This is a genomic window from Embleya sp. NPDC055664, from assembly GCF_053618075.1.
The window spans coordinates 162017-188103 of record NZ_JBSHGZ010000010.1; the positions used below are offsets into that span (position 1 = coordinate 162017).

Sequence of the window (26087 nt, forward strand, 5' to 3'; positions counted from 1 at the left end):
GGCGGAGCAGGGGCGGGAGGCGAAGAGATGAAGCTCGACGGGATGTATCAGGAAATCATCCTGGATCACTACCGGCACCCCCACAACAAGGGGTTGCGGGATCCGTTCGACACCCAGGTCCACCACGTCAACCCGACCTGTGGGGACGAGGTCACGCTGCGCGTGAAGCTGGACGGCGAGAAGGTGCTCGACGTCAGCTACGAGGGCCAGGGCTGTTCGATCAGCCAGGCCAGCGCGTCGGTGATGACCGACCTGGTGATCGGGCACACGATCGAGGACGCGATGCACGCCGGGGACGAGTTCCTGGCGCTGATGCAGTCCAAGGGTCAGGGCGAGCCGGACGAGGACGTGTTGGAGGACGCCGTGGCGTTCGTCGGCGTCAGCAAGTATCCGGCGCGGGTGAAGTGCGCGCTCCTGGGGTGGATGGCCTTCAAGGACGCCACGGCGCAGGCGCTGAACACGGCGCACTCGGCGCAGGCGCCGCAGACGATGGAAGGGCAGAAATGACCGAGACCCAGGCGGCCGGTGTGGCCACGCCGGAGGACGTCACCGAGGCGATGTACGACGTCGTCGACCCCGAGCTCGGGATCAACGTGGTCGATCTGGGGCTGGTGTACGGCGTGCATGTCGACGACGCGAACATCGCCACGATCGACATGACGTTGACCAGTGCGGCCTGTCCGCTCACGGATGTGATCGAGGATCAGACGCGGACCGCCACGGAGGGGATTGTGGCGGACATGCGGATCAACTGGGTCTGGATGCCGCCGTGGGGGCCGGACAAGATCACCGATGACGGGCGTGAGCAGCTGCGGGCTTTGGGGTTCAACCTGTAGCTCTTGGGCCGCTGGGCCCTTTGGCCTCAAACGCCGGCCGGGCCGGTTGTGGTTGGCCCGGCCGGCGGCCGAGGCGGCCTCAAGCGCCGGCCGGGCTGGGGGGTTCGGGCTTGGGGTTTTTGGCCGGCGTTGGGTGTTGGTTGGCTGGGGTGGCCTCAAGCGCCGGTCGGGCTGGGGTTGCATGGTGGGCTGTGCCTTCCGGTGGAGCGCAGCGGAGCCGGAATTCGCTTCGCTACCGGTGGAGCGCAGCGGCACCGGAAACCCGGCGCCGCGCAGCGGCAACGCCCCCCGCGCCTCCGCCCCCCCCGACGGAGCGCAGCGGAGGAGAATCACTTCGCCGAACGGCCCAACGGCGGCTTTGCCCGGACGCCGGGCCAGTCCCGACACGGCTCACTACCTGCCTCCACGATCATGGCCGAGTCTCGGTGGCCTGCCTGGTCCATGGCGCCCTTGCGGAGTGGTTTCTCCTCCGCTGCGCTCCGTCGGGGGCGGAAGGGCGCGGGGGCGTTGCCGCTGCGCGGCGCCGGGTTTCCGGTGCCGCTGCGCTCCACCGGTGGCGTAGTGGGTTGCGGTTTCGCTGCGCTCCACCGCTTGGACCCGGTTCCGCTTCGGTTATGGGCGGGGTTGGGAGACGCCCAGGAGTTCGAGGATGTCTGTGTCGCCCCGTTGTTGTAGGTGGTGCAGGACGGCCTTGAGGTCGATGGCTGGGTCGAGGCCGATTCTGGCGCCCAGGAGTTCGGGGAGGTTCACCTGCTCCGGGACCGGGTCTACGCCGGTGTGGCGTAGGGCTCTTGCCCAGCGGGGGAGGCGGACCGTGGCGTCGCCGCGGACCAGGCGGGCCTCCAGGCGGCCCTGGTGGATCGACGAGATGAAGACCATGTCGCCCTCGTGTGCGGACAGGCCGGCCAGGATCGCGCGCAGGGACACCAGGTAGGGCGTGTCGGACCAGCGCAGTGCGGCGGGGCCGTGGCCGTGGTGCAGCCGGACCTGGCCGCCCGGTGTGACGCCGAGGGATTGGGCGAACGCCGCCGGCACCTTGACCGGCTCGCCTTCGAGCATCGCGGTGGACACGTCCACCCGGAACGCCCACGCGCCGGTGTCCTCGCGGAAGCAGCCCGCGGTCCGGGACGGATCGCCGATCGGTGCCGACCCGCCCTTCCGGGCCGGCCGCTCCAGGGTGTCCGCGGAGCGGGACAACACCTGGTCGTTCTCCACCTGGAAGCCCTCCAGGCGGGCGATCCAGGCGGCCTGCAGCGGCGGGCGGACGCCCATCGCGGTCAGGTCCCGCTCCAGCGCGGCCAGCGGCACCGGGCCGCGAGCGCAGGCCGCGTCCAGGGTGGCCTGGGTGCGGTCGGACAACTCGCCCAGCGGCGCGCTCGACAACCAGCCGTCGACCGAGGTGTGCAGGCCGAGCAGGCCGCGCAGGACCTGCCAGACCTGGATCTCCAGACCCGGCACGGTCTCGGTGTGCTTGGGGTGCAGCGTGCGCAGTTCGGACACCGTGGTCAGGACGCCGAGCCGGTCCCGGACGAAGCTCAGGTGCACCCGGACCGGCGCGCCGTCGGAGCGGCCGATGCGCTCGTCCAGGTTGCGCCGCAGGTCCCGCTCCAGGATCTTGACCTCGGCCGGCGAGGTGCCGAACTCGGCGGCCAGCGAATCCAGTTCGCGGGGTTCGTCGGTGAACAGCCGGTCCCGGGCGAGTACCCGGCGGCGCGGCTCGCTCGCCGGGAACCAGGTCGCCAGGACGATGACGAGGTCGCCGCCGCCGGGCTCGCCGGCGCGCGACTGCGGCCGGTCGACGAGCATCGTGACGTCCTCGGCGGGCGCGGCCGGCAGCGTGCCGGGCACCATCTCGACGGTGGCCTCGGGGTCGGCCGCCTTCGCCTTCGTTCCCCGATTGGTGGGCGGCACGGCGGACGGGTCCGGCGGCGCGGGCACGGACGGTACCTCCGCGGCGGTCGCGGCGGCCGGCGCGGGCGTCGGCGCGGAACGCGGCGGGTGGCTCGGTCGGGGCGGGATGCGCAGGCCCTCGGGGGTGCGCGGCACGGCGGCCTCGCCCACCGCCGGGACCGCGCCGGCGGTGAGCGGCGGGACCTCGCCGAACGCGTCCCGGCCGCCCTCCTCGTTCGGGTCGGCGCTCTCGGCGCGCGACTCGGATCGGGTCGGCGGGGCGGTGCGCTTGCCCTTGCGGGTGAGCGCGGGGATCGGGACGTCGGCGACGGTCATCGGCGGCGTCTCGCCGAACGCGTCCACGCCGGGCGCCTCGTCGATCGTGGGCTCCTCCGCCGGCGAGACCGGGTGCGGCCGGCGGTCCTCGGAGGTGTCCGTGGTGCGGATCTTCGGCACCGGCCTGGCACCGGTCGGGGCGGCGGGCTCGGCCGCGGGCGCGTCGAGGTGGTGGGCGGCGACCTCGGGGAGGGGTTCCGTGCGGGCCTCGGCGGCCGACGCGCGCTCGGGGCCGGGCGCCGCGACGGAGGGCAGGCTCGCCCGGGTGGTCGGCGGGATCTCACCGTAGGCGTCCCGGCCCGAGTCGGTCGCATCGTCGTCGTCGGAGTCGGCGACATCGTCATCGTCATCGGCGTCGGGCGCCTCGGCGGCGGCCGGCTCCGGCTGGGTCGCGACGGGGGCCGTCGGCAGTGCCAGCGACGCGCGCAGCCCGGACGGCACCTGGGTGAGCAGCGCGGTCAACGCGATCCGCACCTCGTCCGTGGCGTTCTCCAGGCCGACCACGGCCGCGGTCTCCAGGGTGACCTGGGCGAGCTGCGCCATCAGCGGTACGTCCGGCGCCTGTTCGGCCAGCCAGCGCACCACGGTGCCCAGTTCGGCGGTCAACGGCTCGGGCAGCTTGACCGGACGCAGTTCCTCGTCGTCCAGGTCGCCCCACTCGTCCGGGTTGTCCCAGTCGCCGTCCTCCGGGGCGGGCGGGATCACGGTCGCCGCAGCGGGCGCCGGCTCCGGCGCGGGTTCCGGCTCGGGCTCGGGCTCCGGGTCGGCGACCGGCTCGGGCATCGCCGCCGGGCTCGCCGCCATGCCGGACGCGTCGAACAGCGCGTCCACGTCTACCGATTCGTCGTCCTGCGGCAGCAGTCCCAGGACCTCCTCGAACAGCCGGGCCACCAGCGGCCGCACGGTCGAGGTGCCGATCTGGGTCCAGTCGCCGACCTCGCGCACCGTCGTGGTGAGCAGGTCCGCCCAGTCGGGGGTGCGCACCATCACGTTGGTCCGCGCGCCGTCGGGCCACTGGGACAGCCGGAAGCCGTTGCGCGCCAGCCAGGCCCCGGGCAGCAGGTCGCCCAGGCGCAGGTGCCGCAGCTCGGTGTAGGCGAGATCGGCGAGCCGTCCCGGCAGTTCGTCTCGGCCGAAGGTGTCGGCGGCACGCACCACCGGCACGCTCATCCACCACGCTGCGGGCAGATCGTCGTGCTCGAGGTAGTCGGCGACGAGTTCGGGCGCGACGAAGCGCAGGGCGGGCACGAAATCGGCCAGAGTGGCCTGGAGCCGGGGCTGCATGCAGGTCCTCCGTGACGCGGTCGGTAACCCCGACGTTAGTACCCCGGCCGGAAAGGTTCACCGGCTCCGGTGTGCGGTGTGGTGCGTGATGCGGCGCCTCGCCGCACCTCGCACCGGGAGCCGGTGGAACTCTCCGGTCGCGATCCCGACGGTCGGGTGGCGAGCCGGCACCGGGGGGTCCCGGGTCGTTGCCGTCTGTTTGCGGGACGAAACGGCGGTTCGGTTGGTTCCCCGAGCCGGGGTTCGAGCCGTGCGACGAGGGTCACGCGACGACTTCGAGCCGGTGGCATGGGGCGGCTGTCGTCGGGGATCGCTACCCCGCCGGCCCGGCCGGGAACCGCCCCTCGGGCGTCGGGCGACGCTTTCCACCACCCTGTGCGCCGACCGAGCGCCGCCCGTGCGTCCATCGCCGGCCCGCGCCACGTTTCACCAGGGGGAAAGAAGTCGATCTCACCAACAGCGGAGACAAGGACGGCTAGTTTGGACAAAGGTCGCCGATGCCTCCGGCCGCCTCATCCGCGCCACCAGGGGAGACAGGGGGAGACGTGGGCGAAATCGCATCATCGCCGCGATTCGGGGAGTCTCCGGCCGGCCCGCTGTTGTTGTCGCTGTGTCTGTCGGCCACCGTCGAGGCCGTACCTCGCGCCCGACACGCGCTACGCGCGGTGCTTGCGGAGCGGGTTCCGCACGCACCTGTGGACACCCTCGAACTGCTGCTCTCCGAACTGGTGACCAACGCGGTCCAGCACTCGACGCGGGGGCGTACGGTCGCGGTCGCCGTGCTGCGTCGGGAGAACTCGATCCGGATCGCGGTGGTGGACGACGACACGGCGCTTCCCGAAGCGGGGGGCGGGGTGGACCTGTTGGACGAGCATGGTCGCGGGTTGTTGCTCGTGGAGGCGATGGCCGAGGAGTGGGGGAGCTATCCGGTGCCGGATGGCAAGGTCGTGTGGTGTGACGTGAAGACGGTGGAGTGAGACGTCTTCGGGTCGGGCGGTTCGTTGGTCGGTTGGTCGAAGGTGGGCGGGGGCCTACCCGGGTGTGGGTGGGTCGAACCAATAAGTGCAAAAAATGGCGCAATTGGCGTCTGCCGTGCACCCTGGCAGGAACGATTTCGGTCGCCTGTACACGTGTGCAAGGAGGATCCGTTGCGCGAACAGACCATCGGGGAACACCTCGATCGACTGGCCAGTCCCGACGTCCGGGTGCGGGGGGCTGCCGCCGCGCTTCAGGCCGCGCAGGCCGCCGCGCTCGTCGAGCGGGCCGCCGCACTCGCCCTGCACACCACCGACGCGGAGGAGACGATGCGGGCGGCGCGGGCCGAGGCGGGGCGGATGCGGGAGCGGGCCATGCGCACGGGCCATGCGGCACGGGAGGTTTCGGATCGGCCTGGGCCGGGGGTGGATTCCGCCGAAGTGCCTTTGCGGGTCGCGGCGTTGGCGGCGGATGTGATCGGGCTCGCGGGTACGGTGCGGGATGGGGCGGATGACGATGTGCTGCCGTATCTGGCTGCGGCTGCGGCCAGTGCGCGGGCTGCGCTCGAGGCTTCCGCCGCTTGGGTTTCGTTGCTTGTTGCCGATGGCGGGGGGCGGGAAGTGCGGGTTCGGATGGCGCGGCATCTTTCGGCTGTCGCCGATGCGGAGGAGATCGTGGATCGGGCTCGGGCTGCGGCCTGAGGTTGGCCTCGAACGCCGGCCGGGCTCCTGAGTTGGCCTCAAGCGCCGGCCGGGCTGGAGTGTGTTTGGCCGGCGCCGGGCGTGGGTTGGGTTGGCCTCAAGCGCCGGCCGGGCTGGTGTGTGTTCGGCTGGCGTCGGGCCTGGGTGGGGTTGGGTTGGCCTCAAGCGCCGGCCGGGCTGATGTGCGTTTGGCCGGCGCCGGGCGGGGGTTGGGTTGGCCTCGAACGCCGGGCGGGCTGGTGTGTGTTTGGCTGGTGTTGGGCGTTGGGTGGGGTGGGGTGGCTCGGGCGGGGGTGGGTGGCGTTGAGGGCCGGGGTGGGTTAGATGCGGCTGGTGAAGGTGTCGCATTTGGTTGGGTCGCCTGTGGTGTAGCCGGTTTGGAACCACTGTTGGCGTTGGGCTGCCGAGCCGTGGGTCCAGGATTCCGGGGTTACGCGGCCCTGGAATTCCTGTTGGATGCGGTCGTCGCCTACCGCTGCTGCGGCGTCGAGGCCGTCGGCGATGTCCTGGGGGGTGAGGTTGGTGATCAGGGCTCCCGGGGGTGTGGTCGCGTGTTGGGCCCAGACGCCGGCGTAGCAGTCGGCTTGGAGTTCGAGGCGGACCGAGCCGCTTTGCGGGCCCTGACGGTCGTTGCCGACCCTGGCCATTTGGCCGGTGAGGTCCTGGATGTGGTGGCCGTACTCGTGGGCCAGCACGTACGCCTCGGCGAACGGCCCGCCCCTGGCGCCGAATTTGGTGCGTAGTTCGTTGAAGAAGCCCAAGTCGATGTAGACCCTGCGGTCGCCGGGACAGTAGAAGGGGCCCACCGCCGAGGTGGCGCCGCCGCACGCGGTCGAGGTGCTGCCGGTGAAGAACCGGGTCGGCGCCGGCTTGTACGTCGCGCCCCGGCGCCGGTACTCGTCCGTCCAGTAGGCCTGCACGCTGTTCACCACCCCGACGATCCGGCAGTCGTCGCGTGCGTTGGCGTCGGTGCCCTTGCGGCACGAGTCCTGGAGCGCACGATTGTCCGCCGGCACGGCGCCGCCCCCGCCCCCGCCGCCGTCGCTCAGGCCGAGCTGGTTCGGGCTCAGACCGAAGATCAGGCCGAGGACCACGGCGATCAGGCCCGCCGCGCCGCCGCCCACCGCGAGACCGGGACGACGCAGCCCGCCGCCCCCCGAGCCGCGCTCGTCCTCGATCTGGGACGTGTCCAGATCCGCATCGTCGTCGAACTGCATCGTGCGACCGCCAAGGCAACAGGGAATAGACGCCGGGTGACGGATATCCCTTTTCGCGGGTTTTATCGCGCCCGTCGTCTTCGCGCCGGGAGGATGCCCGGAAATTCGTTCCGACGGCTCCCGTAGACTCGTGGGCATGGTCGGTTTCCCTGGATATCCCCGCGAGCGGCCTTAGCGCGGTGCGGCTTCCCAGCGAGCCCCGCACGATCGTCCGTCTTCGTCAGTCCCCGACCGGGAGTCCAGTCCTTCATGATCAACGCAACCAACGTCGAACTGCGGGCCGGCGCCCGCATCCTCCTCGAGCCGGCCTCCTTCCGGGTCGCGGCCGGCGACCGGATCGGCCTGGTCGGCCGCAACGGCGCCGGCAAGACCACGCTCACCAAGACGCTGGCCGGGGAGACCCAGCCCGCGGCCGGGACCATCACCCGCACCGGCGAGGTCGGCTACCTGCCGCAGGACCCGCGCACCGGAGACCTGGACGTGCTGGCCCGGGACCGGATCCTGTCCGCGCGCGGCCTGGACGTCGCGCTCTCCGGGATGCGCGAGGCCGAGGGCCTGATGGCCAGCGCCAGCGGCGAGACCGCGGCCAAGGCGATGCGGCGGTATTCGCGCCTGGAGACCGAGTTCCTGACCAAGGGCGGCTACGCGGCCGAGGCCGAGGCGGCCACCATCGCGGCCAGCCTCGGGCTGCCGGACCGGATCCTGGGCCAGGAACTGCACACGCTCTCCGGTGGCCAGCGGCGCCGGGTCGAGCTGGCCCGGATCCTGTTCTCCGACGCCGACACGTTGCTCCTCGACGAGCCCACCAACCACCTCGACGCCGACTCGATCGGTTGGCTGCGCGACTTCCTCAAGACGTACAAGGGCGGCTTCATCGTGATCAGCCACGATGTCGGCCTGATGGAGGCGTGCGTCAACAAGGTGTTCTACCTGGACGCCAACCGCACCACGATCGACATCTACAACGTCGGCTGGAACGCCTACAAGCTCCAGCGCGAGACCGACGAGCGCCGCCGCAAGCGCGAGCGGGCCAACGCCGAGAAGAAGGCCGACCAACTCTTCTCGCAGGCCGACAAGATGCGCGCCAAGGCGACCAAGACGGTGGCCGCGCAGAACATGGCCCGCCGGGCCGAGAAGCTGCTCTCCGGCCTGGAGAGCGAGCGCAAGTCCGACAAGGTCGCCAAGCTGCGCTTCCCCAAGCCCGCCCCCTGTGGCAAGACCCCGCTGATGGCGACCGGGCTGTCCAAGTCGTACGGCTCGCTGGAGATCTTCACCGACGTCGACCTGGCCATCGACAAGGGTTCGCGCGTGGTCATCCTGGGCCTCAACGGCGCGGGCAAGACCACGCTGCTGCGGCTGCTCGGCGGCGTCGAGGACCCGGACACCGGCAAGGTCGAGCCGGGCCACGGCCTGCAACTCGGTTACTACGCACAGGAACACGAGACGCTGGACCCGGAGCGCACGGTCCTGGAGAACATGCGCTCGTCCTCGCCCGACCTCGATCTGGTCGAGGTGCGCAAGGTGCTCGGCTCCTTCCTGTTCTCCGGCGACGACGTGGACAAGCCGGCCGGTGTGCTCTCCGGTGGCGAGAAGACCCGGCTCGCGCTCGCGACGCTCGTGGTGTCCAAGGCCAATGTGCTGCTCCTGGACGAGCCGACCAACAACCTCGACCCGGCCAGCCGCGCCGAGGTGCTGGACGCGCTGCGCACGTACGAGGGCGCCGTGGTGCTCGTCACCCACGACGAGGGCGCGGTGGAGGCGCTGCAGCCGGAGCGGATCATCCTGCTCCCGGACGGCGTCGAAGACCTGTGGAGCGAGGACTACGCCGACCTGGTCGCGCTCGCCTGACCGTCCGGGCGGTGCGCCCGAGCTTCCGGGCGACGCGGCCCGGGAGCCCCGAACGACCGACACCCCGTCGGGTTGCCTTCCTCGGCAACCCGGCGGGGTGATCGCTTTCGTCCCCCCGACAGGTTTTCCCCACGAAACCCTCACAAGGGGAAGCCATCCTTCCGGTCCGTACGTGACGCCGGTCACGAGACTCGACGGCGACACAGAGCAAGGTCGTGAATCTCATGGGTGACCAGCGCCTTTGTCGGCGGACACAGGATTCGGTCAAGCATTCGGCAAAGGAAGGCGTGATTCCGCTCGGGTGATCTTTGTGTGCAAGAGGCCACGCGCCGCGATGATCAAGCCATCGGGCCTGGTGGAATCACTGGCCTTGCCATGCCCCAGGGGTGATCATGGGATTCCAGAGCGCACTTCCTATGAGGAGGCACGTGTGGCCGAGACTCTGAAGAAGGGCAGCCGGGTGACCGGTGCCGCGCGCGAGCAGCTCGCGGCTGACCTCAAGAAGAAGTACGACTCCGGTGCCAGCATCCGCGCCCTTGCGGAGGAGACGGGCCGTTCCTACGGCTTCGTGCACCGGATGCTCAGCGAGTCGGGAGTGACCCTCCGCGGCAGGGGTGGGGCAACACGGGGCAAGGCCAAGACCGCCGCGTCGTCCTCGGCCTGAGACCGAGTCCCGGGGCAGTACGGCACCATCCGTCGAACGACCATGTGACCGACCGGTAACGTCGGACACGTGGTCGTTTGCCGGAAGCGACCCGAACACGGGAGGGACCGTGGACGTGGGCGCGAATCAGCTCGGCTCGAACGACGACACGAGTGGCAACACGAGTGACAACAGGGGCGGCACGGACAACAGCGGTCGCGGGGTCGGCGGTGCCGACAGCGCGGCAGGGCAGGGCCTTTCGGTCGTGATCGAAGGTGCGTTCGCGGTGGTGAGCCTCACCAACCCCGATCGGCGCAACGCGCAGACTCCCGCGCTCTGGCGCGCGCTCGCCGCCGTCGGCCGCGATCTGCCCGGTGATGTCCGGGCCGTGCTGTTGCGCGCGGAGGGCGTCTCGTTCTCCGCGGGCCTGGATCGACGGATGTTCCCCGGTGGTGGGGGCATCCCGGGGGAATCGGACCTCGCCACGCTGGCCGGGGCGAGCGACGACGAACTCGACGCCACCATCGCCTCGTTCCAGGAGGCGTTCACCTGGTGGCGACGCCCGGACCTGATCACGGTGGCCGCCGTGCAGGGGCATGCCGTGGGGGCCGGGTTCCAACTGGCGCTGGCCTGCGATCTGCGGGTGTGCGCCGACGACGCGCGGTTCTCGATGCGCGAGACCGCGCTCGGTTTGGTCCCGGACCTGGCCGGGACGAAGCCGCTGACCGACCTGGTCGGCTATGCCCGGGCCCTGGAGATCTGCGTCACGGGCCGCTGGGTGGGGGCCGATGAGGCGGTCTCGATGGGACTGGCCACCCTCGCGGTGCCGCGCGAGGAGTTGGACGGTGCCGCACGCGACCTGATCGCGGCACTCGTCGCCGCACCGCGCGACGCGGTGATCGAGACGAAAGCCCTGCTCGCGGGTGCCGCGACGCGTGGCTACGACGAACAGCGCGCCGCCGAACGCGCCGCACAGGCCCGTCGCCTGCGCGACCTCGCGGGGACGGGGGAGTAGACCCGGCCCGGCGGATCCCGGCGCGACCCGCTTCCTCGGGATCCGCCGGGCACGTTTCGGTGAGACGTGCGCCACATGTCCGCCCGCCGGCGGTCGATGCGCCGGGCGCGGGTCCGGGACTAAGCGTGCCCGTGTCGGTGTTCCCGTATACGAAGTACTGAGGTTGACTCAGGAATTTGTTCGAGCATTCGGCTCGGGCGGGCGACACGTACGGGATGTACGGGGAACGAGGCGGGATGAGTGGCGGCGGCCCGATGGGGATGAACCTGCGCTCCTACACGCGCGACGCGTCCGTGGTGGAGCGAAAACTCGCGCCCGGCACGGTGCGCCGGGTGGGCGAGTTCGCGAGACCGTTCGCGCGGCAGATCACCGCGTACCTGGTCCTGGTGGTGATCGGCGCGGTGCTGACCATCGTGCCGCCGCTGCTCGCGCAGCGGATCGTGGACCAGGGTGTGCTGAAGGGCGACGGTCACCTGGTGACCGTGCTCGCGATCGTGGTGGCGGGCGTCGCGCTGCTCGCCGCCGGGTTCGGCCTGGCCGAGCGGTGGTACTCGGCGCGGATCGGCGAGGGTTCGATCTACGCGCTGCGCAGCAAGGTGTTCGCGCACGTGCAGCGCCAGCCGATCGCGTTCTTCACCCGGACCCAGACCGGCGCGCTGATCTCGCGCCTGAACAACGACGTGCTCTCCGCACAGCGCGCGTTCACCTCGACCCTGGCGGGCGTGGTGTCCAATCTGGTCAGCCTGGTCCTGGTGGCCGGGACGATGTTCTACCTCGCCTGGCAGATCACCCTGGTCTCGCTGGTGCTGCTGCCGCTGTTCCTGCTGCCGGCCAAGTGGATCGGCCGCCGGCTGCAGGCGATGACCCGCGAACAGATGCAGTTGAACGCGGAGATGTCGACGGTGATGACCGAGCGGTTCAATGTCTCCGGCGCGACGCTGGCCAAGATCTTCGGCCGGCCCGAGGAGGAGGACGCGCTGTTCTCCGGGCGGGCCGCGCGGGTGCGCGACATCGGCATCCGGATCGCGTTGGTGAACCGGGTGTTCGCCACCGCGCTCACCCTGGTCGCCTCGCTCGCGACCGCGCTGGTGTACCTGATCGGCGGGCATCTCGCGGTGGACGGTCGGCTCACCGTGGGCACCCTGGTGGCGCTCACCGTGCTGCTCGGCCGGCTGTACGGGCCGCTGACCGCGCTGGCCAACGTGCGGGTGGACGTGATGACCGCGCTGGTCAGCTTCGAGCGGGTCTTCGAAGTCCTCGACCTGCCCGCGATGATCGCCGACAAGCCGGACGCGAAGCCGCTGCCGGCGGACGCGGCCACGGTGGAGTTCGACGCGGTCGGCTTCGCCTACCCGGGGGCCGACGAGGTTTCGCTGGCCTCGCTGGAGAGTGTCGCGGTGCTCGATCGGCGGCGCTCCGAACCGGTGTTGCACGACGTGTCGTTCCGGGCCGAACCGGGTCAGTTGGTGGCCCTGGTCGGACCGTCGGGCGCGGGCAAGACCACGATCACCTCGCTGGTCGGCCGGCTCTACGACGCGACCGAGGGGACGGTACGGATCGGCGGACACGATGTGCGCGACGTCACCATGGCCTCGGTGCGCGACACGGTCGGCGTGGTGACCCAGGACTCGCACATGTTCCACGACACGATCCGCGGCAACCTGCGCTACGCCAAGCCGGACGCGAGCGACGAGGAACTGTGGGCGGCGCTGCATGCGGCGAACATCGGCGACCTGGTCGAGGGACTGCCGGACCGCCTGGAGACGGTGGTGGGCGAGCGCGGACACCGGTTGTCCGGCGGGGAGAAGCAGCGTCTGGCGATCGCCCGGCTGCTGCTCAAGTCGCCGCGTGTGGTGGTGCTCGACGAGGCCACCGCGCACCTGGACTCGGAGTCGGAGGCCGCCGTGCAGCGCGCGTTGGCCACCGCCCTGGTCGGTCGTACCGCGCTGGTGATCGCCCACCGACTGTCCACCGTGCGCGACGCGGACCTGATCCTGGTGGTGGACGACGGCCGGATCGCCGAACGCGGCACGCACGCCGAGTTGTTGGCCCGGGACGGTCTGTACGCGGATCTGTATCACCGTCAGTTCCGGGACCGGGAAGAGGATCCGATCGATTCCGCGGTGCTCGCGAGTTGACCGACCGCAGCCCGGGGCGCCGGGTAGTGTGGTGATATTCCAAATGGTTGGCAAGAGGGGCTTTCCGGGTGCGTGTTCTCGTCGCCGGCGGCGGCATAGGTGGTCTTGCTGTGGCACTCAGCCTGCACGACGCGGGCATCACCGAGGTGACGGTGATCGACGCGGCACTGAGAATCCGGCCCCTGGGGCTCGGGATCAGCCTCCTGCCCCACGCGGTGCGCGAACTCGTCGAACTCGACCTCTACCATCCGATCGCCAACCTGGGCGTGCCGCTGTCCGGGGTGGCCTTCCCCGACCGCCGTGCGACCCGGGTGGTACTGGCCCCGCGCGGGCAGCGGGCGGGCTTCCTGTGGCCGCATCTGTCCGTGCACCGGGGTGAGTTGCAGGTCGCGCTGCTGCGCGCGGTGTATCAGCGGCTCGGCCGCGCGGCGGTGCGTACCGGGTCCCGGCTGACCGGGTTCGACCAGGACGACGACGGGGTGACCGCGTATTTCGTGGACGGCGAGGGCCGGCCCTGGCAGGAGCGGGCCGACGTGCTGATCGGCGCGGACGGGATCAACTCGGCGACGCGCGCGACGTTGTTGCCGGACGAGAGCGCGCCGGTCGCCCAGCCGCGCATCCTGATGCGCGGCACCACGCGCTGCGCGCCGTTCGCCGACGGGCACACCATGATCATGACCGCGCACGGCGAGGCGCGGTTCATGGCGCACCCGATCAAGCCGATCGATCCCCGTGACGGGTACACGCTCACCAACTGGCTCGCGGAGCTGCCCGATCGGCAGTCGGCGGGCGAACTCGGCGACACCGGCTGGAACGGCCCGGCGGACCTGCGCCGGCTGGCCCGGGTCTTCCGCGGCTGGAGCATCGCCGGGGCCGACATCGGGGCCATGGTCAGGTCGCCCACCGAGGCGTCCGGCTATCCGCTGGTGACCCGACCGCCGCTGGACCAGTGGTCGTTCGGCCGGGTCACGCTGCTCGGCGACGCGGCCCACCCGTTGTACCCGTACGTGCTCGGCGGCGCGTCCGAGTCGATCGTCGACGCGCGGGTGCTGGCCCGCTCGCTGGGCTCGTACCGGGACCCGGTCGAGGCGCTGGAGATGTACGAGCGGGCCCGGCTGCCGCTGAACAAGTGGCTGCAACTGATCGGCCACGGCCGGGTGCCGCGCGCCGAGGACGCGACCGGGCCGCTGACCGCCACCGAGGAGATCGGCGGCATCATCGGTGCCTACGGCCACCTGCCCGGACACGACCCGGCGGCACTGAACGAGCGGCCGTCGTACGGCCTGGCGAAGGTCTGAGCGAGGGCCTGCTTCACGCCCCCGCGTCGGTGACCAGGACGTGTACCACCACACGTTGCCGGCCCGTGCGCTCGCGCACCTCCGCGGTGACCGCCGTGCGCACCGCGCGAGCCACGTCCAGGACGCGGTGGTCGGCCGCGGCGCGGAACTGCACGTCCACGTGCAGCACTCCGTCGAGCACGCGCGTGGTCACCCCCGGGACCCGGCCCGGGAGCAGGCCGCCCGAGACCTGGGCGACTGCGTCGAGCAGACCCGGTTGCAGGTCCACCACGCCGGGGACGGCCAGCGCCGCGCCGCCGGCGGTGGTCCGGGCCAGGACGGACATCTCGCGGGACGCGCGCTGCGCCGGCTGCCTCATCGGTTCCCCTCCCGAGCGTCGGCGGCCGGTTCCAGGCCCACCACGTCCACGTCCACCTTCGCCACTTCCAGCCCCAGTCGCTCCATCGCGGTCCGGCGCACCCGCTCGCGCAGCCGATCGGCCAGCGCGTGGATCGGCTCGCCGTACGGCACGCCGACCGACAACCGCACCGTCACCGGACCCGGCACCGCCGCCCCTGCCCGGTTCTCGAACGGCCGGATCCGGCAACTGCGGGCCTGCACGCCGGGCTCGGCGTCGGCCGCCGCGCGCAGCGTGCGCGCCGCGGCGGTCTCGGTCAGCATCAACTGCTCGTCCGGTTCGCCCAACGGGAGCAGCCGACCGGTGTGCAACTCGGCCCGGACCAGGCGCATCACCCGAGTGCCCAGATCATCCGGCACCGGGACCGGCAACTCGGCCCACTCGCGGGTGACCTGATCGAGCACCGAATGGTCGCGCAGCACCGCCTGGCACTCCGGACACGAGCGCTCGTGCTCGTCCAGCGCGTCCGCGGCGGCGTGTTCGAGCACCGACTCCGGTTCGCGCCCGCAGGGCAGCAGCTCCTCGTCCGGGTCGAAATCCGCCGGCTCGCCGAAGCCCGAGTCCGGGTCCGGGTCCGGGATCGAGCCCGAGTCCGGGTCGGCGCCGAGGCCCGAGCCCGGGCTCGGCGACGCCCCGCGGGTCCCCGCGAGCAGTTCCGCCGCGGACGGCAGCCGCAGCGCGTCAGGGGCGTCGCCCGTCTCGTCGGTCACGTCCACGGTCGCATCGCCTCCGCCAGGGTCTGTCGTGCTCGGAAGATCCTGCCCCGCACCGCGTTCGTCCCGATCCCCACGGCCGCCGCGATCTCGTCGTAGCTCTGGCCGTGCATCTCGCGCAGTACCCAGCAGGCCCGCTGCTCCTCGGTCAGTGTGGTCATCGCCTCCTGGAGCGCCTTCAGTGCCGCCGATCCCTCCGCCCGTCGCTCCGGATTGTCCGCCATCTGCTCTATCGCCCGATCGGGTACCTGGTCCAGGCCGACCGTGGGTCGCCGGGTCCGGGCGATGTTCAGGGCGCGGTTGGTGACGATGCGATACATCCAGGTCAGGAACGACGAGTCGGCGCGGAACCCGGGCAGTCGGCGCCACGCGCTGATGAACGCCTCCTGTACCGCGTCCTCCGCGTCGCCGGCGCTGCCCAGGATGCGCAGCGCGAGCGTGTACAGGGATCGCCCGTGCCGACGCATCAGCACCTCGAATGCCTCGGCGTCACCCTCTCGAGCGCGCACCACCAGGGTGCCCTCGTCGAGCTCGGCCTCGTCGGCCATCGGCTTTCCCTCCTCGTCCCAACCCGGCGAACGGTACTGCGCTCGGGGGCGCAAGACGAGAACCGCCACCCGAACGGCGGGCCGCGCGTTGGGTACGTGCCCGCGACCGCCCCGGCGGGATAGCGTCGGATTCCGCGAAACATCCTCCGATCGACGCGTGACGTTCGCCCGGTGTGTGTGTCGTACAGGTGTGGTGAACCCGGCAAGGGGCACCGATGACAGGCGGGACCGAGTGGGGTTCCGGTCGCAGGGTTTCGGGCATTCGCAGCCAGTCGAGGAAGGAAGTGCGCCGATGGCGGACACAACGACCCAGGGCAAGACCGGCACGCAGGCGCTCCAGAAGGACGAAGAGCGTTCGGTGGGCAACGGCGCTCGTTCCACGGAGGTCGTCAAGCTGGCCACCGACAAGGGACGCACGTCGATCGCGGACGGCGTGGTGGCCAAGATCGCGGGCATCGCGGCCCGGCAGATCCCGGGCGTGTACGCGCTCGGCGGCGGCGCGGCCCGGGCGTTCGGCGCGGTGCGTCAGCGCATTCCGGGGGGCAAGCCCAACGTGGCCCAGGGCGTCAGCGTCGAGGTGGGCGAGCGGCAGTGTGCCGTGGATCTCAACATCGTCGTGGATTACGGCGTGCCCATCGCCGAATTGGCGCAGGCCGTCCGGGAGAATGTCATCGACTCCGTCGAGCGGATGACCGCGCTCGAGGTGGTCGAAGTCAACATCGCGGTGGACGACATCCACATCGACTACGACGGCGACGACTCCAAGGAGCGCCAGCTTCAGTGACGCGTGCGCCCGGCGACGACGAGCGGCGACAACTGCTGCGCGAATACCGGGAATTCATCCGCACGAGTCACCCCGATCGTGGGGGTGACCCGGCGGAGTTCGTCGCCGGACTCGAACGTTTCAGGGCGCTGATCGACGCGGCGGGACCACCCGCGCCGATCCGTTCGGGGGCCGCGGCGGAGACTACGGTCTACCGCCGCGGCCGCTTGCCGGGCCGGCTCTGGCGGCAGTTGACGGAGCGCCATCGGCGGCGCAACAACCCGCGTGTCGAGTAGCGGGCGGGCGCGGCACCGATGGATTCCGGACAGCTCCGCGGCAGGACACCTCCGCGGCATTCGGCCCGACAGGGGTCGGCAACTCGGCAACAACCAATGGTCGGTTCAGTGAGGAGTCGTTCGCCAATGACTACACCCATGGTCGGCCTGTTGGTCGGCATGGCCCTCGGCCTGGCCGCCGCGCTGGGCGGGTTCGGGGCCTTTCTCCTGGTCGCCGCCCTCGGGGTGGTCGGCTTCCTGGTCGGCCGCTTCCTGGACGGTGACCTGGATCTCGGTGAGCTGTTCAGCTCGCGCAATCGGCGCCGCTGATGCGCGCGGTACCGGCGGAGGGCCTGGCGCCGGCCGCGCACCGCGGAGTACTGCAGATCGGCGGACGGGTGGTGGAGAAGATCGCCGCGCGCGCGGCGCGTGAGGCCACCACCGAGGCCGCCCCGGACACCGTGCTGCGCGCCCCGAGGGCGGGCGCCACGATGCACCACGACCACGCGACGGTGAACCTCGACGTGGACGTGCCCTATCCCGGCCCGGTGGTCGAGATCGCCCGGACCATCCGGCAACGGGTGCGCGCCGACGTGGAGTACCTGACCGGGATGCCCGTGGTGCGGGTGGACGTGACGGTGGCCCGGTTGACCCGTGGGGGGCACGGCAAGAGGAGAGTGCAGTGAGCCTGGAGGCTTCGCCGGAGGCGCAGGCCGACGGCTCGACGGCCCTGGCGGCCGACGACGACTGGGGCGACGGCGCGAAGGTGCGCCGGGCCTGGTCGACGCGGGGGCTGCCGGCCGCGCTGGTGGCGCTGGTCGTGGGCGGCATCGCGGGCACCGCGCTGTACATCGGCGTGACGGCCCGGATCGATCGGGCGCCGCGCTGGTCGCGGGACCTGTTGGAGCGGGCCCAGACGCACGTGTGGCGCGACGGCTGGACCATCGCCGCCGGGGCGATCGCCGCCGCGGTGGGCCTGTGGCTGATCGTGCTCGCGCTCACCCCCGGACGGCGTGCGCTGCTGCGACTGCGCTCGCCCGGCGGCGGGATGACCGTCTACATGACCCGGCGTACCGCCGCCTCGTTCCTGCGGCACACCGCGCTGGCCTCCTCGGGCGTGTTGGACGCGCGGGTGCGGATGGGGCGGCGCAAGGCGGTACTGCGGGTGGACTACCACTTCCGTGATCCGGACGATCTGCACGACGAGTTGATCGAACGCCTGGAGGAACGCGCGAACGCGCTCACGCTGGCCCGGGTGCCACGCGTGGACCTGCGCCTTCAGCCCGTGAGCGGGAGGTGAGGCGATGATGCGCACGGTCTGCAACCGGATCCTGCTGTTCCTGGCCGGGCTGGTCCTGATCGTCGGCGGGCTCGCCGTCGCCGCGCGCGGTCGGGGCTGGTACCCCGACCTGCTGCACACCGCGGACAAGCCGTTCATCACCGCGAGTCAGGCCGAGCGGCTGACCGACCACGGCTGGTGGTGGTGGGTCGCCTTCGGAGTGCCGGGGCTGATCCTGGTGCTCGCGCTGTGGTGGCTGCTGGCCCAGGTGGGGCGGCGTCCGGTGCGGTCGGTGCGGGTGCACGACACGAGCGACCACGCCGGCGAGGGCCCGTCGGGGCTCGGCACCGGGTTCGGCATGGTCGGCGACGAGGCGGACACGCTGACCGTCTCGGGCAACGCGCTGGCCGACGCGATCGAGGACGACTTGGCCTACGTGGCGGGCGTGGAGCACGTCACCGCGCATCTGGTGCGCCGGCGGCACGGGCCCACGTTGCAGGTGCTGGTCCGGGCCGAGCCGGGGGCCGAACCGCGCGAACTGCTCGGCGCGGTGCGCGACCGGGTGTTGCCCAACGCGCGCGAGGCGGTGGGCCTGGAGACGCTGCCCACGGTGCTCACGCTGCGGACCAGCCGAGGGCTGCCGAAGCGACACCTGGACTGACCGGGGCACGGGCCGGGAACGTCACCCCCGGCCCGCACCTCGGCTCTCGGACGGCCTCCGACTCGCCGGCTGCGTCCGGCTGATGCGGCTGCCTCCGGCTGATGCGGGCTGCCTCTGGCCGATGTGCCATTTTCGGCTCGTGTGCCGCGTTCGGCTGCGCGGTCGGGATCCGGGTGTGGTGTCGGGTTGGGGTGGCGTCTTGGGTCTGTGGGCGCGTTGGGTCGGTGTGCTGTTCTCGGCTTGCGTGGCGCGTTCGGCTTGTGCGCGGGCTTCCGGCTATGCGCGTCGTTCGGTTTGCGCGCCGCTCAGGGCCGGGCCCACGCGCCGGGTCGGCTCGTGCGCCGTCTTCGGCCCGCGAGCCTCGCCCGGCTTGCGGCGCCGCCTCCGGGGTGGCGCCGCCGCCGGTCCGCGGGCTGCTCCGGGCGGCGTGCCGCGTTGGGGTCGTGTGCCTACCGACGGGCCGCAGGCCGGTGTGTACGCCCCGGCGTCGGCTCGGGCCGGGGTCGGGGTCGGGGTCAAAGCGAACGGGCCAGGCCGCCGTCGATCGGGATCAGCAGGCCGCTCAGGTAGGACGCCGCCGGGGAGAGGGCGAAGGCGGCCACTCGGCCGAACTCCTCCGGGGCGCCGTAGCGGCCCAGCGGGATGGCCTCGCTCTGCCGGGCCCGGGTGGCCTCCGCGTCGCCGCTGAGGTCGTCCAGCTCGCGGACCCGGTCGGTGTCGATCCGGCCCGGCAGCAGGCCGAACACCCGGATGCCGCGCGGGCCCAGCTCGTCGGCGAGGGACTTGGCCACCCCGGCCAGGCCGGGCCGCAGGCCGTTGGAGATGCCAAGCCCGGGAACCGGCTGACGCGCCGACGAGGAGAGCACGAAGCCGATCGCGCCGCCCGCGTGCAGCGCCGCCGAGGTGGCCCGGGCCAGCCGTACCGCGCCCAGGAAGACCGACTCGAACGACTCCCGCCACTGATCGTCGTCGACCGCGCCGATCGTGCCGGCCGGCGGGCCGCCCACGCTCACCAGTGCGCCGTCCAGCCGCTCGAAGCGGGCCAGCGCGGCGGCGACGAGGCGTTCGGCCGTGCCGCTGTCCCCGTTGTCGGCGGCGATGCCCAGCGCCCGCTCGGGACCGCCCAGCGCGGCCACGGCCTCCGCCGCGCGCTTTTCGTCCCGCCCGGAGACCACCACCCGGGCGCCGTCGTCCACCAGCGCTCGGGCGGTGGCGAAGCCGAGGCCGCGGGTGCCGCCGGTGACCAGATACACACGATCGCGAAGTCCAAGATCCATGCCACCCATCCTGCCCGCTACCGGCCCCGGAGCCCGGTAAATGACAGGCCGTCGCTTCGGCCGGGTCGCTACCCTCGGTGCCATGACCGAACAGATCGACCTCGTGCGGAAGTGGATCGCGGCGGCCGAGGACGGCGTCACCGTGCTGACCGGAGCGGGCATCTCGACCGACTCCGGGATCCCCGACTACCGGGGGCCGCAGGGCGTGTGGACCAAGGATCCCGACGCCGAGAAGTTGGTCACCTACGGCTACTACATGGCCGACGAGGACATCCGCCGTCGCTCGTGGCTGCTGCGCCGGGACAACCCCGCGCGACTGGCCGGGCCGAACGCGGGACACGCCGCGCTGGTCGCGCTGGAACGGGCCGGTCGGCTCAACGCGTTGATCACGCAGAACGTGGACGGGCTGCACCGGCGGGCCGGCACTTCCCCGGAGAAGATCATCGAGCTGCACGGCACGATGTTCTACGTCCTGTGCACCGACTGCGACACGCGCACCACGCTGGACGCCGCCCTGGAGCGGGTCGAGATGGGCGAGGACGACCCGCGCTGCCTGCAGTGCGGCGGGATCCAGAAGACCGCGACGATCATGTTCGGCCAGGGGCTCGACCACGGGGTGCTGGAGCGGGCCGCGATCGCCGCGCAGATCGGTGATCTGTTCCTGGCCATCGGCACCTCGCTCCAGGTGGAGCCGGCCGCGTCGTTGTGCCGGGTGGCGCGGGATTCGGGGGCCCGCCTGGTGATCGTCAACGCGGGGGAGACGCCCTACGACTCGATCGCCGACGCGGTGATCCGGGAGCCGATCGGCGAGGTGTTGCCGGAGCTGGTCGAGGGGTTGTGAGCGGCGGGGGAGCCGGGGTCAGACCTTCGCGGCTTCCTCGTGCTCGTCCGCCGGGTCGGCCTCGTCGAGCGCGGCCAGTTCGGCCTCCAGCTCCCGGGCCTCGCTCCGGATCAGCTTGACGAACATCGCGAGCAGCGCGAACGCGAAGATCCACCACTGCACCGCGTAGGCCAGGTGCGGGCCCAGGTCCTCGTCGTCCGGCTCCGGGATCAGCGCGGGGGCCCTGGCCGGCATCGGGGTCTGCTCGGTCAGTTCGACGTAGCCGCCGAACAGCGGGTGCGGCACCTTCGGGCCCAGTTCGAAGCCGGAGATCCGCAACACCTGGCCCTCGATCGCCGTCTGGCCGCGAATGCCGGAGTCCTTGCGGGTCTCGTCCGGGCGCAGCCGGCCGGTCACCGTGACCTGGCCGGTCGGCGCCGGCGGTACGTCGGGTCGGTCGGCGGCCTGCGGCGGGTTCTTCACCCAGCCGCGGTCGACCAGGAGGGTGCGCCCGTCGGCGCCGACCAGCGGGGTGAGCACGTAGTAGCCGGGCACGCCGTCCTGGGACCGGTTGCGCACGAGCAGTTCGTGGTCGGTGTCGTACCTGCCGGTCAGCGTGACCCGGCGCCACTGGAGATCGCCCGGCAGCTTGCGCCCCACCGCGAGGATCTCCTCGGCGGGCACGGGCTTGCGGTCGACGTTGGCACTGATCAGGTCGTTGTGCGCGACCTTGTTCTCGTGCCGGTGGAACTGCCAGAAGCCGAGCTCGACCATGATGGGGATCAGCACGGCGACGAGCAGCGCCATCGCGATCCAGCGCGGGGTCAGCAGGAAGCGGTACACACCGGCACGGTACCCCTCGTCATGCGCGCCGCGTTTCGCCGGGTGGGGGTCGGGGTCGCGGTTTCCGTCTTGTGTGGGGCGCGTCGGCGCGTCGTGTGGTCTCGGCGCGTCGTGCCGTCGCGTCGTGTGCGTTGCCCTGTCGCGTCATGTGCGTCGCCCGGCGCGGGGTCGGCGACGAAACGGGCGGGGTGTCCGGGTCGGCCGCCGGCCGGGGGTCCCCGCCGATAGGCTGCCCGCACGCCGTCTCCGGAAGCCTCGCCCGCAGGCCCCGACGGGCCACGGTGCGGACGCGGCATCGCGCCGCCGGCTCGGGAGACATCCAGCCTCGGGAGTCACACAGCATGGAAGGTCCCTCGCGCGATCCCGTGCCCGGGCGACGCGGCACCGCCGGTCACTGGGTCGGACTCATCGGGATCGCCGTCGTCGCGTTCGCCTCGATCGGCATGCTGGGGTGGATCGCCCCGCTGGTGGCGGGAGTTCGCACCCGTCGGCGCTGGGACTGGGTGGTCCTCACGCTCAGCGTGGTGTTCCTGATCCTGGCCTTCGTCTGTCTGATCGTGGGCAGCGAGACCGAGGACGAGAAGGCCGCACGCGAGGCGGTGGGCGGACCCGCGCCGCAGACGATCCTGGACGACGTCGGGGCGATCATGCTGCTCGTGCTGATGGTGGCCATGCCGGTCTGGTGGTGTGTGCGGTCGGCCCGGTGGGCGCGCGCGATGCGGGGGCAACTGCCGCCGCGGCAGGCCGGATACGCGCCCTGGGCGGGGGCGCACGCGGGGGTGGGCCTCCCGCCGCAACCGGTGTCGCAGCCGTTGCCGCGGCCGGTGCTGCCGGGCTACCCTCACCCCGGGCCGGCGGTACGCCCGCACATCGCGCCGGTCGCGCCCCCGCCGGTCGCGCCGCCCGCGGCCGGGCCGCCGCCCGCCGTCGACGATCCCGCCGCCCGGGCCCGGGCCCGGCTCCAGGGGCTCAGCGAACGGCTGCGCGAACAGGACGGCGGCAACCCCGGCGGGCCTCGATGAGTGCGCCGGGCCGGGTGATCGCGGACCGCTACGAGCTGTCCGCGGCGATCGGCCGAGGCGGCATGGGCCAGGTCTGGAAGGCGTACGACCGCACCCTCCAGCGCCGGGTCGCGGTCAAACTCCTGCGCACGGACCTCGTGGACACCGGCGGCGAGCGCGGCGCGATGGAACGCCGCTTCCTGCGCGAGTGCCGGGTCACCGCCGGCATCGACCACCCCGGTCTGGTCACCGTGTTCGACGGCGGCGCGGACGCGGGCGAGTTGTACCTGGTGATGCAACTGCTCGACGGTTGCGACCTGGCCGACCTGATCGCCGAGCATCGGCCGCTGCCGTGGGAGTGGGCGGTTGCGGTGGCCGCGCAGATCTGTTCGGTGCTGGCCGCGGTGCACGCGGTGCCGGTGGTGCACCGCGACCTGAAGCCGCGCAACGTGATGGTGCGGCGCGACGGCACGGTCAAGGTGCTCGACCTGGGCGTGGCCGCGGTGCTCGATCCGGAGTCGACCAAGCTCACCACGACCGGCGCGATGCCGGGGTCGCCCGCGTACATGGCGCCCGAACAGATGAACGGCATCGTCGAGCCGCGCACCGACCTGTACGCGCTGGGCTGCCTGCTGTACGAAATGCTGGTCGGCCGCGCGCCGTTCGCCGGGCCGACGATGGCCTCGGTGATGCTGGGGCACCTGAACACCGCACCCGAACCGCCGAGCGCACGGCGGCCGGGGCTGCCCGCCGGCCTGGATCGGCTGGTCCTGGACCTGCTCGGCAAGCAGCCCGATCAGCGGCCGGCGAACGCGCAGGAGGTGTATCGGCGGCTGGCCCCGCTGCTGCCCGCGCCCACGGGCGACGCGAGCGCGGCGCCGGCCCCGACCGCGCCGATGGACCCGACCCGGCCGCTGCGCTTCCCGGCGGCGCCGCAACCGCTGCCGGGGGTGCCCGCGCCGGTGCACGCGCCGACCCCGGCCGCGCCGGCCGCGTCGTGGGGGATGAGCGCGGGGCCGGCCGCGTACGCGCCCAGGACGGATCCGGCCTGGGCCGCGGTGCCCTCGGCGGCGCCGCCCACACCGGATGTGGGCAGTGCGCTCGACGAGGCCAACCGGCTGCTCGGCGAGGGTGCGCTGACCCAGGCCGTGGACGTGCTCGGCGCCGCGCTGCCGGTGGCCGTCGCCCGGCACGGTGAGCACGATCCGCTCGTCCTGGGCCTGCGCCAGGCGCTCGCCGACACGCTGCTCGCGGACCGGCAGTTCCGCCGCGCGCTGCCGGAACTGCGATACATCGCGAGCGTGTTCGCGGCCACGGGTGGGCCGGCCGACGCGGAGGCGATGGAGTACGGCAGGCAGGTCGCCGCGTGCCTGGAGGAGTTGGGCGAACTGCCCGCCGCGCTCGGCGAGTACCGGCGCCTGCTCGACCTGCACCGCCGGGTCCCGGATGCCGACGTGTACCAGGGCTTCGACCTGCGCGAGCGCATCGGGCTGCTGCTCGCCGCGCTGGGCGACCCGTACCGGTCGGAGAGTGTGCTGGTCCCGCTGCTCGCCGAACAGGAGCACCGGTTGGGCCCGCAACACCCGCGTGTGGCCACGTTGCGGCAACACCTGGCCCGGATCCACGGCGCCTCGGGGTATCGCCGCCGCTGAGCCGTTGTCGAGCCGCCGCCGAGCCGCCGCGACGGGTCAGGCGGCGGTCGGCTCCACGTCGAGGACCACCTTGCCTGCGATGCGCCGGTCGAGGAGGGCCCGGGCGGCTTCGGCGACCCGCTCCCAGGAATCGCGCCGGTCCACCTCCGGGGCGAGCCGGCCCGCCGCCACGAAGTCCAGGAGCGTCGCCAGGTCCGGGCCGACGTCGTGGACGTCGCCGAATGTGCTCATGGTCTTGGCCGGCCCGATGGAGAACAGCGAGTACGGCGCGAACACCGCCGGTTCGTCGCAGGCCCAGCCGATGTTCTGCACACTCCCGCCCGGCGCGAGCAGGTCCCAGGCCGCGACCAGCTGCGGGCCGCCGACGGTGTCGAGGACGAGGTCCACCGGTCGGTCGATGCCGGCGAGGCCGACCACGACCTGGTGCGCGCCCAGTTCGGCCAGGCCGGCGGCGCGGGTCGGCGATCCGACCGAGGCGATCACGTGGGCGCCGCCCAGGGCCGCGAGTTGGACCGCGTAGCGGCCGACGCCGCCGGCCGCGCCGGTGACCAGTACCCGTCGGCCCAGAACGGAGCGGATGCGCAGGGTGCGCAGCGCGGTGATGCCGGCCATCGGCAGCGCGGCGGCGTCGGCGAGGTCGACCCCGGCCGGCAGCTCGGCCACGGCGGTGGTGTCCACGACCATGCGCTCGGCCCAGGCGCCGGCGCCGAACGCGGCGACCTCGGCGCCCACGGCCGGCCCGGTGCCGTCCGCGGCGGCCCGTACGACGACACCGGCGGCGTCGTAGCCGTGCACGGTCCCGGCCGGAAGGCGTCCGGCGAACGCCACCTCGCCGCGGTTGAGCGAGATGTGCCGGACGGCGATCACCAGTTGGTGTGGTGCGGGGTGGGGCTCCGGGGCCGACCCGAGACGCAGTGATCCCGAAGCGTCGGGATCGACGACGAGCGCGCGCATGACCATGAGTCCCCCAGAAGTCGTGGATTACACGGACCGTCGGTCCGCTTATCTCCACGCTAATATGCGGACCGACGGTCCGTCCAGCCGGGAGATGCCGATGAGCGAACAGCGCGCCGAGCGCGCCGACGCGGCGCGTAACCGCCGTGCCGTGCTGCGCGCGACCGAGCAGCTCTTGGCCGAGGGCGGCGGGGACCACGTGTCGCTCGACCGGGTCGCCGCGCTGGCCGGAGTCGGGAAGGGCACCGTGTTCCGGCGCTTCGGCAACCGCGCCGGGCTGTTGCAGGCGCTGCTGGAGGAGCGGTCCCGGGAGTTGCGCGACGCGGTCGGGAACGGCCCCCCGCCGCTGGGACCGGGCGCGCCCGCACCGGAGCGCATGCTCGCCTTCCTCGACGGGCTCGGCGCGATCGCCGAGGGCAACGCCACCCTGCTGTCGGCACACGGACAGGCCTGCGCCGAGGACCGGTACGGCGATCCCAGCTACCGGTTCTGGCACCACCACCTCGCCGCCCTGTTCACCGACGGCCGCCCCGACCTCGACGCCGACTTCCTGGCCCACGCCCTGCTCGCGCTCTTCGACGGCGACCTGATCCGCCACACCACCCCACCCGACGACCCCCGCCACTTCACCCGCTCCGTCCAGGCGCTGGCCATGGCACTGCTGCGCCGGGCCTGAGGGGCGCCACACCACCGATCGCGCTCAACGCCCCACGGCGGTAGGGC

General features: G+C 72.4%; 27 protein-coding genes. 19 read left to right on the forward strand and 8 right to left on the reverse strand.

The genetic code is table 11. The annotated features are described in order from the left end of the window. The first annotated feature begins 27 nt into the window (after nucleotides 1-27). Together sufU and ACWGR4_RS19485 are read left to right on the forward strand one after the other, a co-directional pair. Nucleotides 28-507 (forward strand): Fe-S cluster assembly sulfur transfer protein SufU, encoded by a 480-nt coding sequence (sufU, locus tag ACWGR4_RS19480; RefSeq protein ID WP_452132111.1) that lies wholly within the window; start codon nucleotides 28-30, stop codon nucleotides 505-507. Next, the gene (locus ACWGR4_RS19485; RefSeq protein ID WP_078977703.1) at nucleotides 504-836 is read left to right on the forward strand and encodes a metal-sulfur cluster assembly factor; all 333 of its coding nucleotides are present in this window, start codon (nucleotides 504-506) and stop codon (nucleotides 834-836) included. Before sufU ends, ACWGR4_RS19485 begins: the two co-directional genes overlap by 4 nt. A gap of 612 nt (nucleotides 837-1448) precedes the next feature. Here the strand turns inward: ACWGR4_RS19485 and ACWGR4_RS19490 are convergent. Further along, a complete protein-coding gene (locus tag ACWGR4_RS19490; protein ID WP_452130671.1) occupies nucleotides 1449-4346 on the reverse strand; it encodes a hypothetical protein in 2898 nt (965 codons plus the stop codon). 545 nt (nucleotides 4347-4891) lie between these two features. On the opposite strand from ACWGR4_RS19490, the gene ACWGR4_RS19495 reads away from it, so the two are divergent. After that, the gene (locus ACWGR4_RS19495) at nucleotides 4892-5323 is read left to right on the forward strand and encodes an ATP-binding protein (RefSeq protein ID WP_452130670.1); all 432 of its coding nucleotides are present in this window, start codon (nucleotides 4892-4894) and stop codon (nucleotides 5321-5323) included. A gap of 171 nt (nucleotides 5324-5494) precedes the next feature. Continuing rightward, complete coding sequence (locus tag ACWGR4_RS19500) at nucleotides 5495-6022, forward strand: hypothetical protein (RefSeq protein ID WP_452130669.1); 528 nt, start codon at nucleotides 5495-5497, stop codon at nucleotides 6020-6022. Nucleotides 6023-6342: 320 nt separating this feature from the next. Here ACWGR4_RS19500 and ypfJ read toward each other — a convergent pair whose 3' ends face one another. Further along, entirely contained in the window at nucleotides 6343-7239 is an 897-nt protein-coding gene (ypfJ, locus tag ACWGR4_RS19505) for a KPN_02809 family neutral zinc metallopeptidase (protein ID WP_452130668.1), read from the reverse strand. Nucleotides 7240-7488: 249 nt separating this feature from the next. Here ypfJ and ACWGR4_RS19510 point away from each other — a divergent pair, with 249 nt between their 5' ends. The 5 genes from ACWGR4_RS19510 to ACWGR4_RS19530 all read left to right on the forward strand — a co-directional run bounded on the left by ACWGR4_RS19510 (nucleotide 7489) and on the right by ACWGR4_RS19530 (nucleotide 14181). Next, nucleotides 7489-9087, forward strand: coding sequence for an ABC-F family ATP-binding cassette domain-containing protein (locus ACWGR4_RS19510; protein WP_380011213.1), 1599 nt, complete (start codon nucleotides 7489-7491; stop codon nucleotides 9085-9087). 430 nt (nucleotides 9088-9517) lie between these two features. Next, nucleotides 9518-9751 carry a helix-turn-helix domain-containing protein gene (locus ACWGR4_RS19515; RefSeq protein ID WP_020553538.1) on the forward strand — a complete coding sequence of 78 codons (234 nt, stop codon included), beginning with the start codon at nucleotides 9518-9520 and terminating at the stop codon, nucleotides 9749-9751. Between the two features lie 244 nt (nucleotides 9752-9995). Further along, nucleotides 9996-10745 (forward strand): enoyl-CoA hydratase/isomerase family protein, encoded by a 750-nt coding sequence (locus tag ACWGR4_RS19520; RefSeq protein ID WP_380030737.1) that lies wholly within the window; start codon nucleotides 9996-9998, stop codon nucleotides 10743-10745. A 236-nt stretch (nucleotides 10746-10981) separates the two neighbouring features. After that, on the forward strand, nucleotides 10982-12883 hold the full coding sequence (locus ACWGR4_RS19525; protein ID WP_452130667.1) for an ABC transporter ATP-binding protein: 1902 nt from the start codon (nucleotides 10982-10984) through the stop codon (nucleotides 12881-12883). Nucleotides 12884-12951: 68 nt separating this feature from the next. Continuing rightward, nucleotides 12952-14181 (forward strand): FAD-dependent monooxygenase, encoded by a 1230-nt coding sequence (locus ACWGR4_RS19530; RefSeq protein WP_452130666.1) that lies wholly within the window; start codon nucleotides 12952-12954, stop codon nucleotides 14179-14181. A 13-nt stretch (nucleotides 14182-14194) separates the two neighbouring features. Here the strand turns inward: ACWGR4_RS19530 and ACWGR4_RS19535 are convergent, their stop codons facing one another. From ACWGR4_RS19535 to ACWGR4_RS19545, 3 genes are read right to left on the reverse strand one after another with little or no spacing between them, the layout of a single operon-like run. Beyond that, complete coding sequence (locus tag ACWGR4_RS19535) at nucleotides 14195-14539, reverse strand: Asp23/Gls24 family envelope stress response protein (RefSeq protein ID WP_380011201.1); 345 nt, start codon at nucleotides 14537-14539, stop codon at nucleotides 14195-14197. Further along, complete coding sequence (locus ACWGR4_RS19540; protein WP_452130665.1) at nucleotides 14536-15294, reverse strand: Asp23/Gls24 family envelope stress response protein; 759 nt, start codon at nucleotides 15292-15294, stop codon at nucleotides 14536-14538. The genes ACWGR4_RS19535 and ACWGR4_RS19540 overlap by 4 nt, the downstream gene beginning before the upstream one ends. Then, nucleotides 15285-15839, reverse strand: a complete 555-nt coding sequence (locus tag ACWGR4_RS19545) for an RNA polymerase sigma factor (RefSeq protein WP_078977714.1) — start codon at nucleotides 15837-15839, stop codon at nucleotides 15285-15287. The genes ACWGR4_RS19540 and ACWGR4_RS19545 overlap by 10 nt, the downstream gene beginning before the upstream one ends. 292 nt (nucleotides 15840-16131) lie before the next feature. Here ACWGR4_RS19545 and ACWGR4_RS19550 point away from each other — a divergent pair, with 292 nt between their 5' ends. The 6 genes from ACWGR4_RS19550 (at nucleotide 16132) to ACWGR4_RS19575 (ending at nucleotide 18817) form a co-directional block, all read left to right on the forward strand. After that, complete coding sequence (locus ACWGR4_RS19550; RefSeq protein ID WP_380011195.1) at nucleotides 16132-16623, forward strand: Asp23/Gls24 family envelope stress response protein; 492 nt, start codon at nucleotides 16132-16134, stop codon at nucleotides 16621-16623. Next, complete coding sequence (locus ACWGR4_RS19555) at nucleotides 16620-16898, forward strand: hypothetical protein (RefSeq protein ID WP_380011192.1); 279 nt, start codon at nucleotides 16620-16622, stop codon at nucleotides 16896-16898. The genes ACWGR4_RS19550 and ACWGR4_RS19555 overlap by 4 nt, the downstream gene beginning before the upstream one ends. Before the next feature lie 126 nt (nucleotides 16899-17024). Further along, a complete protein-coding gene (locus ACWGR4_RS19560) occupies nucleotides 17025-17207 on the forward strand; it encodes a hypothetical protein (RefSeq protein WP_078977717.1) in 183 nt (60 codons plus the stop codon). Then, nucleotides 17207-17563 (forward strand): Asp23/Gls24 family envelope stress response protein, encoded by a 357-nt coding sequence (locus tag ACWGR4_RS19565; RefSeq protein ID WP_126641336.1) that lies wholly within the window; start codon nucleotides 17207-17209, stop codon nucleotides 17561-17563. The genes ACWGR4_RS19560 and ACWGR4_RS19565 overlap by 1 nt, the downstream gene beginning before the upstream one ends. Beyond that, nucleotides 17560-18177 (forward strand): DUF6286 domain-containing protein, encoded by a 618-nt coding sequence (locus tag ACWGR4_RS19570; RefSeq protein WP_380011188.1) that lies wholly within the window; start codon nucleotides 17560-17562, stop codon nucleotides 18175-18177. The genes ACWGR4_RS19565 and ACWGR4_RS19570 overlap by 4 nt, the downstream gene beginning before the upstream one ends. Nucleotides 18178-18181: 4 nt before the next feature. Next, a complete protein-coding gene (locus ACWGR4_RS19575; RefSeq protein ID WP_395788810.1) occupies nucleotides 18182-18817 on the forward strand; it encodes a hypothetical protein in 636 nt (211 codons plus the stop codon). Nucleotides 18818-19332: 515 nt separating this feature from the next. Here the strand turns inward: ACWGR4_RS19575 and ACWGR4_RS19580 are convergent. Further along, nucleotides 19333-20094, reverse strand: coding sequence for an SDR family oxidoreductase (locus ACWGR4_RS19580; RefSeq protein WP_452130664.1), 762 nt, complete (start codon nucleotides 20092-20094; stop codon nucleotides 19333-19335). Between the two features lie 82 nt (nucleotides 20095-20176). On the opposite strand from ACWGR4_RS19580, the gene ACWGR4_RS19585 reads away from it, so the two are divergent. Next, nucleotides 20177-20935, forward strand: a complete 759-nt coding sequence (locus ACWGR4_RS19585) for an SIR2 family NAD-dependent protein deacylase (RefSeq protein ID WP_452130663.1) — start codon at nucleotides 20177-20179, stop codon at nucleotides 20933-20935. Nucleotides 20936-20953: 18 nt separating this feature from the next. On the opposite strand, the gene ACWGR4_RS19590 is transcribed toward ACWGR4_RS19585, so the two are convergent. Further along, nucleotides 20954-21757, reverse strand: a complete 804-nt coding sequence (locus tag ACWGR4_RS19590) for an SURF1 family cytochrome oxidase biogenesis protein (protein WP_452130662.1) — start codon at nucleotides 21755-21757, stop codon at nucleotides 20954-20956. A gap of 341 nt (nucleotides 21758-22098) precedes the next feature. Here ACWGR4_RS19590 and ACWGR4_RS19595 point away from each other — a divergent pair, with 341 nt between their 5' ends. Together ACWGR4_RS19595 and ACWGR4_RS19600 are read left to right on the forward strand one after the other, a co-directional pair. Further along, on the forward strand, nucleotides 22099-22779 hold the full coding sequence (locus ACWGR4_RS19595; protein ID WP_452130661.1) for a hypothetical protein: 681 nt from the start codon (nucleotides 22099-22101) through the stop codon (nucleotides 22777-22779). Further along, a complete protein-coding gene (locus ACWGR4_RS19600; RefSeq protein ID WP_380011170.1) occupies nucleotides 22776-24410 on the forward strand; it encodes a serine/threonine-protein kinase in 1635 nt (544 codons plus the stop codon). Before ACWGR4_RS19595 ends, ACWGR4_RS19600 begins: the two co-directional genes overlap by 4 nt. Before the next feature lie 36 nt (nucleotides 24411-24446). On the opposite strand, the gene ACWGR4_RS19605 is transcribed toward ACWGR4_RS19600, so the two are convergent. After that, entirely contained in the window at nucleotides 24447-25364 is a 918-nt protein-coding gene (locus ACWGR4_RS19605) for a zinc-binding dehydrogenase (protein ID WP_452130660.1), read from the reverse strand. A 100-nt stretch (nucleotides 25365-25464) separates the two neighbouring features. On the opposite strand from ACWGR4_RS19605, the gene ACWGR4_RS19610 reads away from it, so the two are divergent. Continuing rightward, a complete protein-coding gene (locus ACWGR4_RS19610; protein WP_452130659.1) occupies nucleotides 25465-26040 on the forward strand; it encodes a TetR/AcrR family transcriptional regulator in 576 nt (191 codons plus the stop codon). The last annotated feature ends 47 nt before the right edge of the window (nucleotides 26041-26087 follow it).

Excerpts from the sequence above, each read along its gene's own strand:
- sufU (WP_452132111.1), top strand. The coding sequence starts at position 28 with ATGAAGCTCGACGGGATGTATCAGGAAATCATCCTGGATCACTACCGG.
- ACWGR4_RS19485 (WP_078977703.1), top strand. The coding sequence starts at position 504 with ATGACCGAGACCCAGGCGGCCGGTGTGGCCACGCCGGAGGACGTCACC.
- ACWGR4_RS19490 (WP_452130671.1), bottom strand. The coding sequence starts at position 4,346 with ATGCAGCCCCGGCTCCAGGCCACTCTGGCCGATTTCGTGCCCGCCCTG.
- ypfJ (WP_452130668.1), bottom strand. The coding sequence starts at position 7,239 with ATGCAGTTCGACGACGATGCGGATCTGGACACGTCCCAGATCGAGGAC.
- ACWGR4_RS19510 (WP_380011213.1), top strand. The coding sequence starts at position 7,489 with ATGATCAACGCAACCAACGTCGAACTGCGGGCCGGCGCCCGCATCCTC.
- ACWGR4_RS19525 (WP_452130667.1), top strand. The coding sequence starts at position 10,982 with ATGAGTGGCGGCGGCCCGATGGGGATGAACCTGCGCTCCTACACGCGC.
- ACWGR4_RS19535 (WP_380011201.1), bottom strand. The coding sequence starts at position 14,539 with ATGAGGCAGCCGGCGCAGCGCGCGTCCCGCGAGATGTCCGTCCTGGCC.
- ACWGR4_RS19545 (WP_078977714.1), bottom strand. The coding sequence starts at position 15,839 with ATGGCCGACGAGGCCGAGCTCGACGAGGGCACCCTGGTGGTGCGCGCT.
- ACWGR4_RS19550 (WP_380011195.1), top strand. The coding sequence starts at position 16,132 with ATGGCGGACACAACGACCCAGGGCAAGACCGGCACGCAGGCGCTCCAG.
- ACWGR4_RS19560 (WP_078977717.1), top strand. The coding sequence starts at position 17,025 with ATGACTACACCCATGGTCGGCCTGTTGGTCGGCATGGCCCTCGGCCTG.
- ACWGR4_RS19565 (WP_126641336.1), top strand. The coding sequence starts at position 17,207 with ATGCGCGCGGTACCGGCGGAGGGCCTGGCGCCGGCCGCGCACCGCGGA.
- ACWGR4_RS19575 (WP_395788810.1), top strand. The coding sequence starts at position 18,182 with ATGATGCGCACGGTCTGCAACCGGATCCTGCTGTTCCTGGCCGGGCTG.
- ACWGR4_RS19580 (WP_452130664.1), bottom strand. The coding sequence starts at position 20,094 with ATGGATCTTGGACTTCGCGATCGTGTGTATCTGGTCACCGGCGGCACC.
- ACWGR4_RS19585 (WP_452130663.1), top strand. The coding sequence starts at position 20,177 with ATGACCGAACAGATCGACCTCGTGCGGAAGTGGATCGCGGCGGCCGAG.
- ACWGR4_RS19595 (WP_452130661.1), top strand. The coding sequence starts at position 22,099 with ATGGAAGGTCCCTCGCGCGATCCCGTGCCCGGGCGACGCGGCACCGCC.
- ACWGR4_RS19600 (WP_380011170.1), top strand. The coding sequence starts at position 22,776 with ATGAGTGCGCCGGGCCGGGTGATCGCGGACCGCTACGAGCTGTCCGCG.
- ACWGR4_RS19605 (WP_452130660.1), bottom strand. The coding sequence starts at position 25,364 with ATGCGCGCGCTCGTCGTCGATCCCGACGCTTCGGGATCACTGCGTCTC.
- ACWGR4_RS19610 (WP_452130659.1), top strand. The coding sequence starts at position 25,465 with ATGAGCGAACAGCGCGCCGAGCGCGCCGACGCGGCGCGTAACCGCCGT.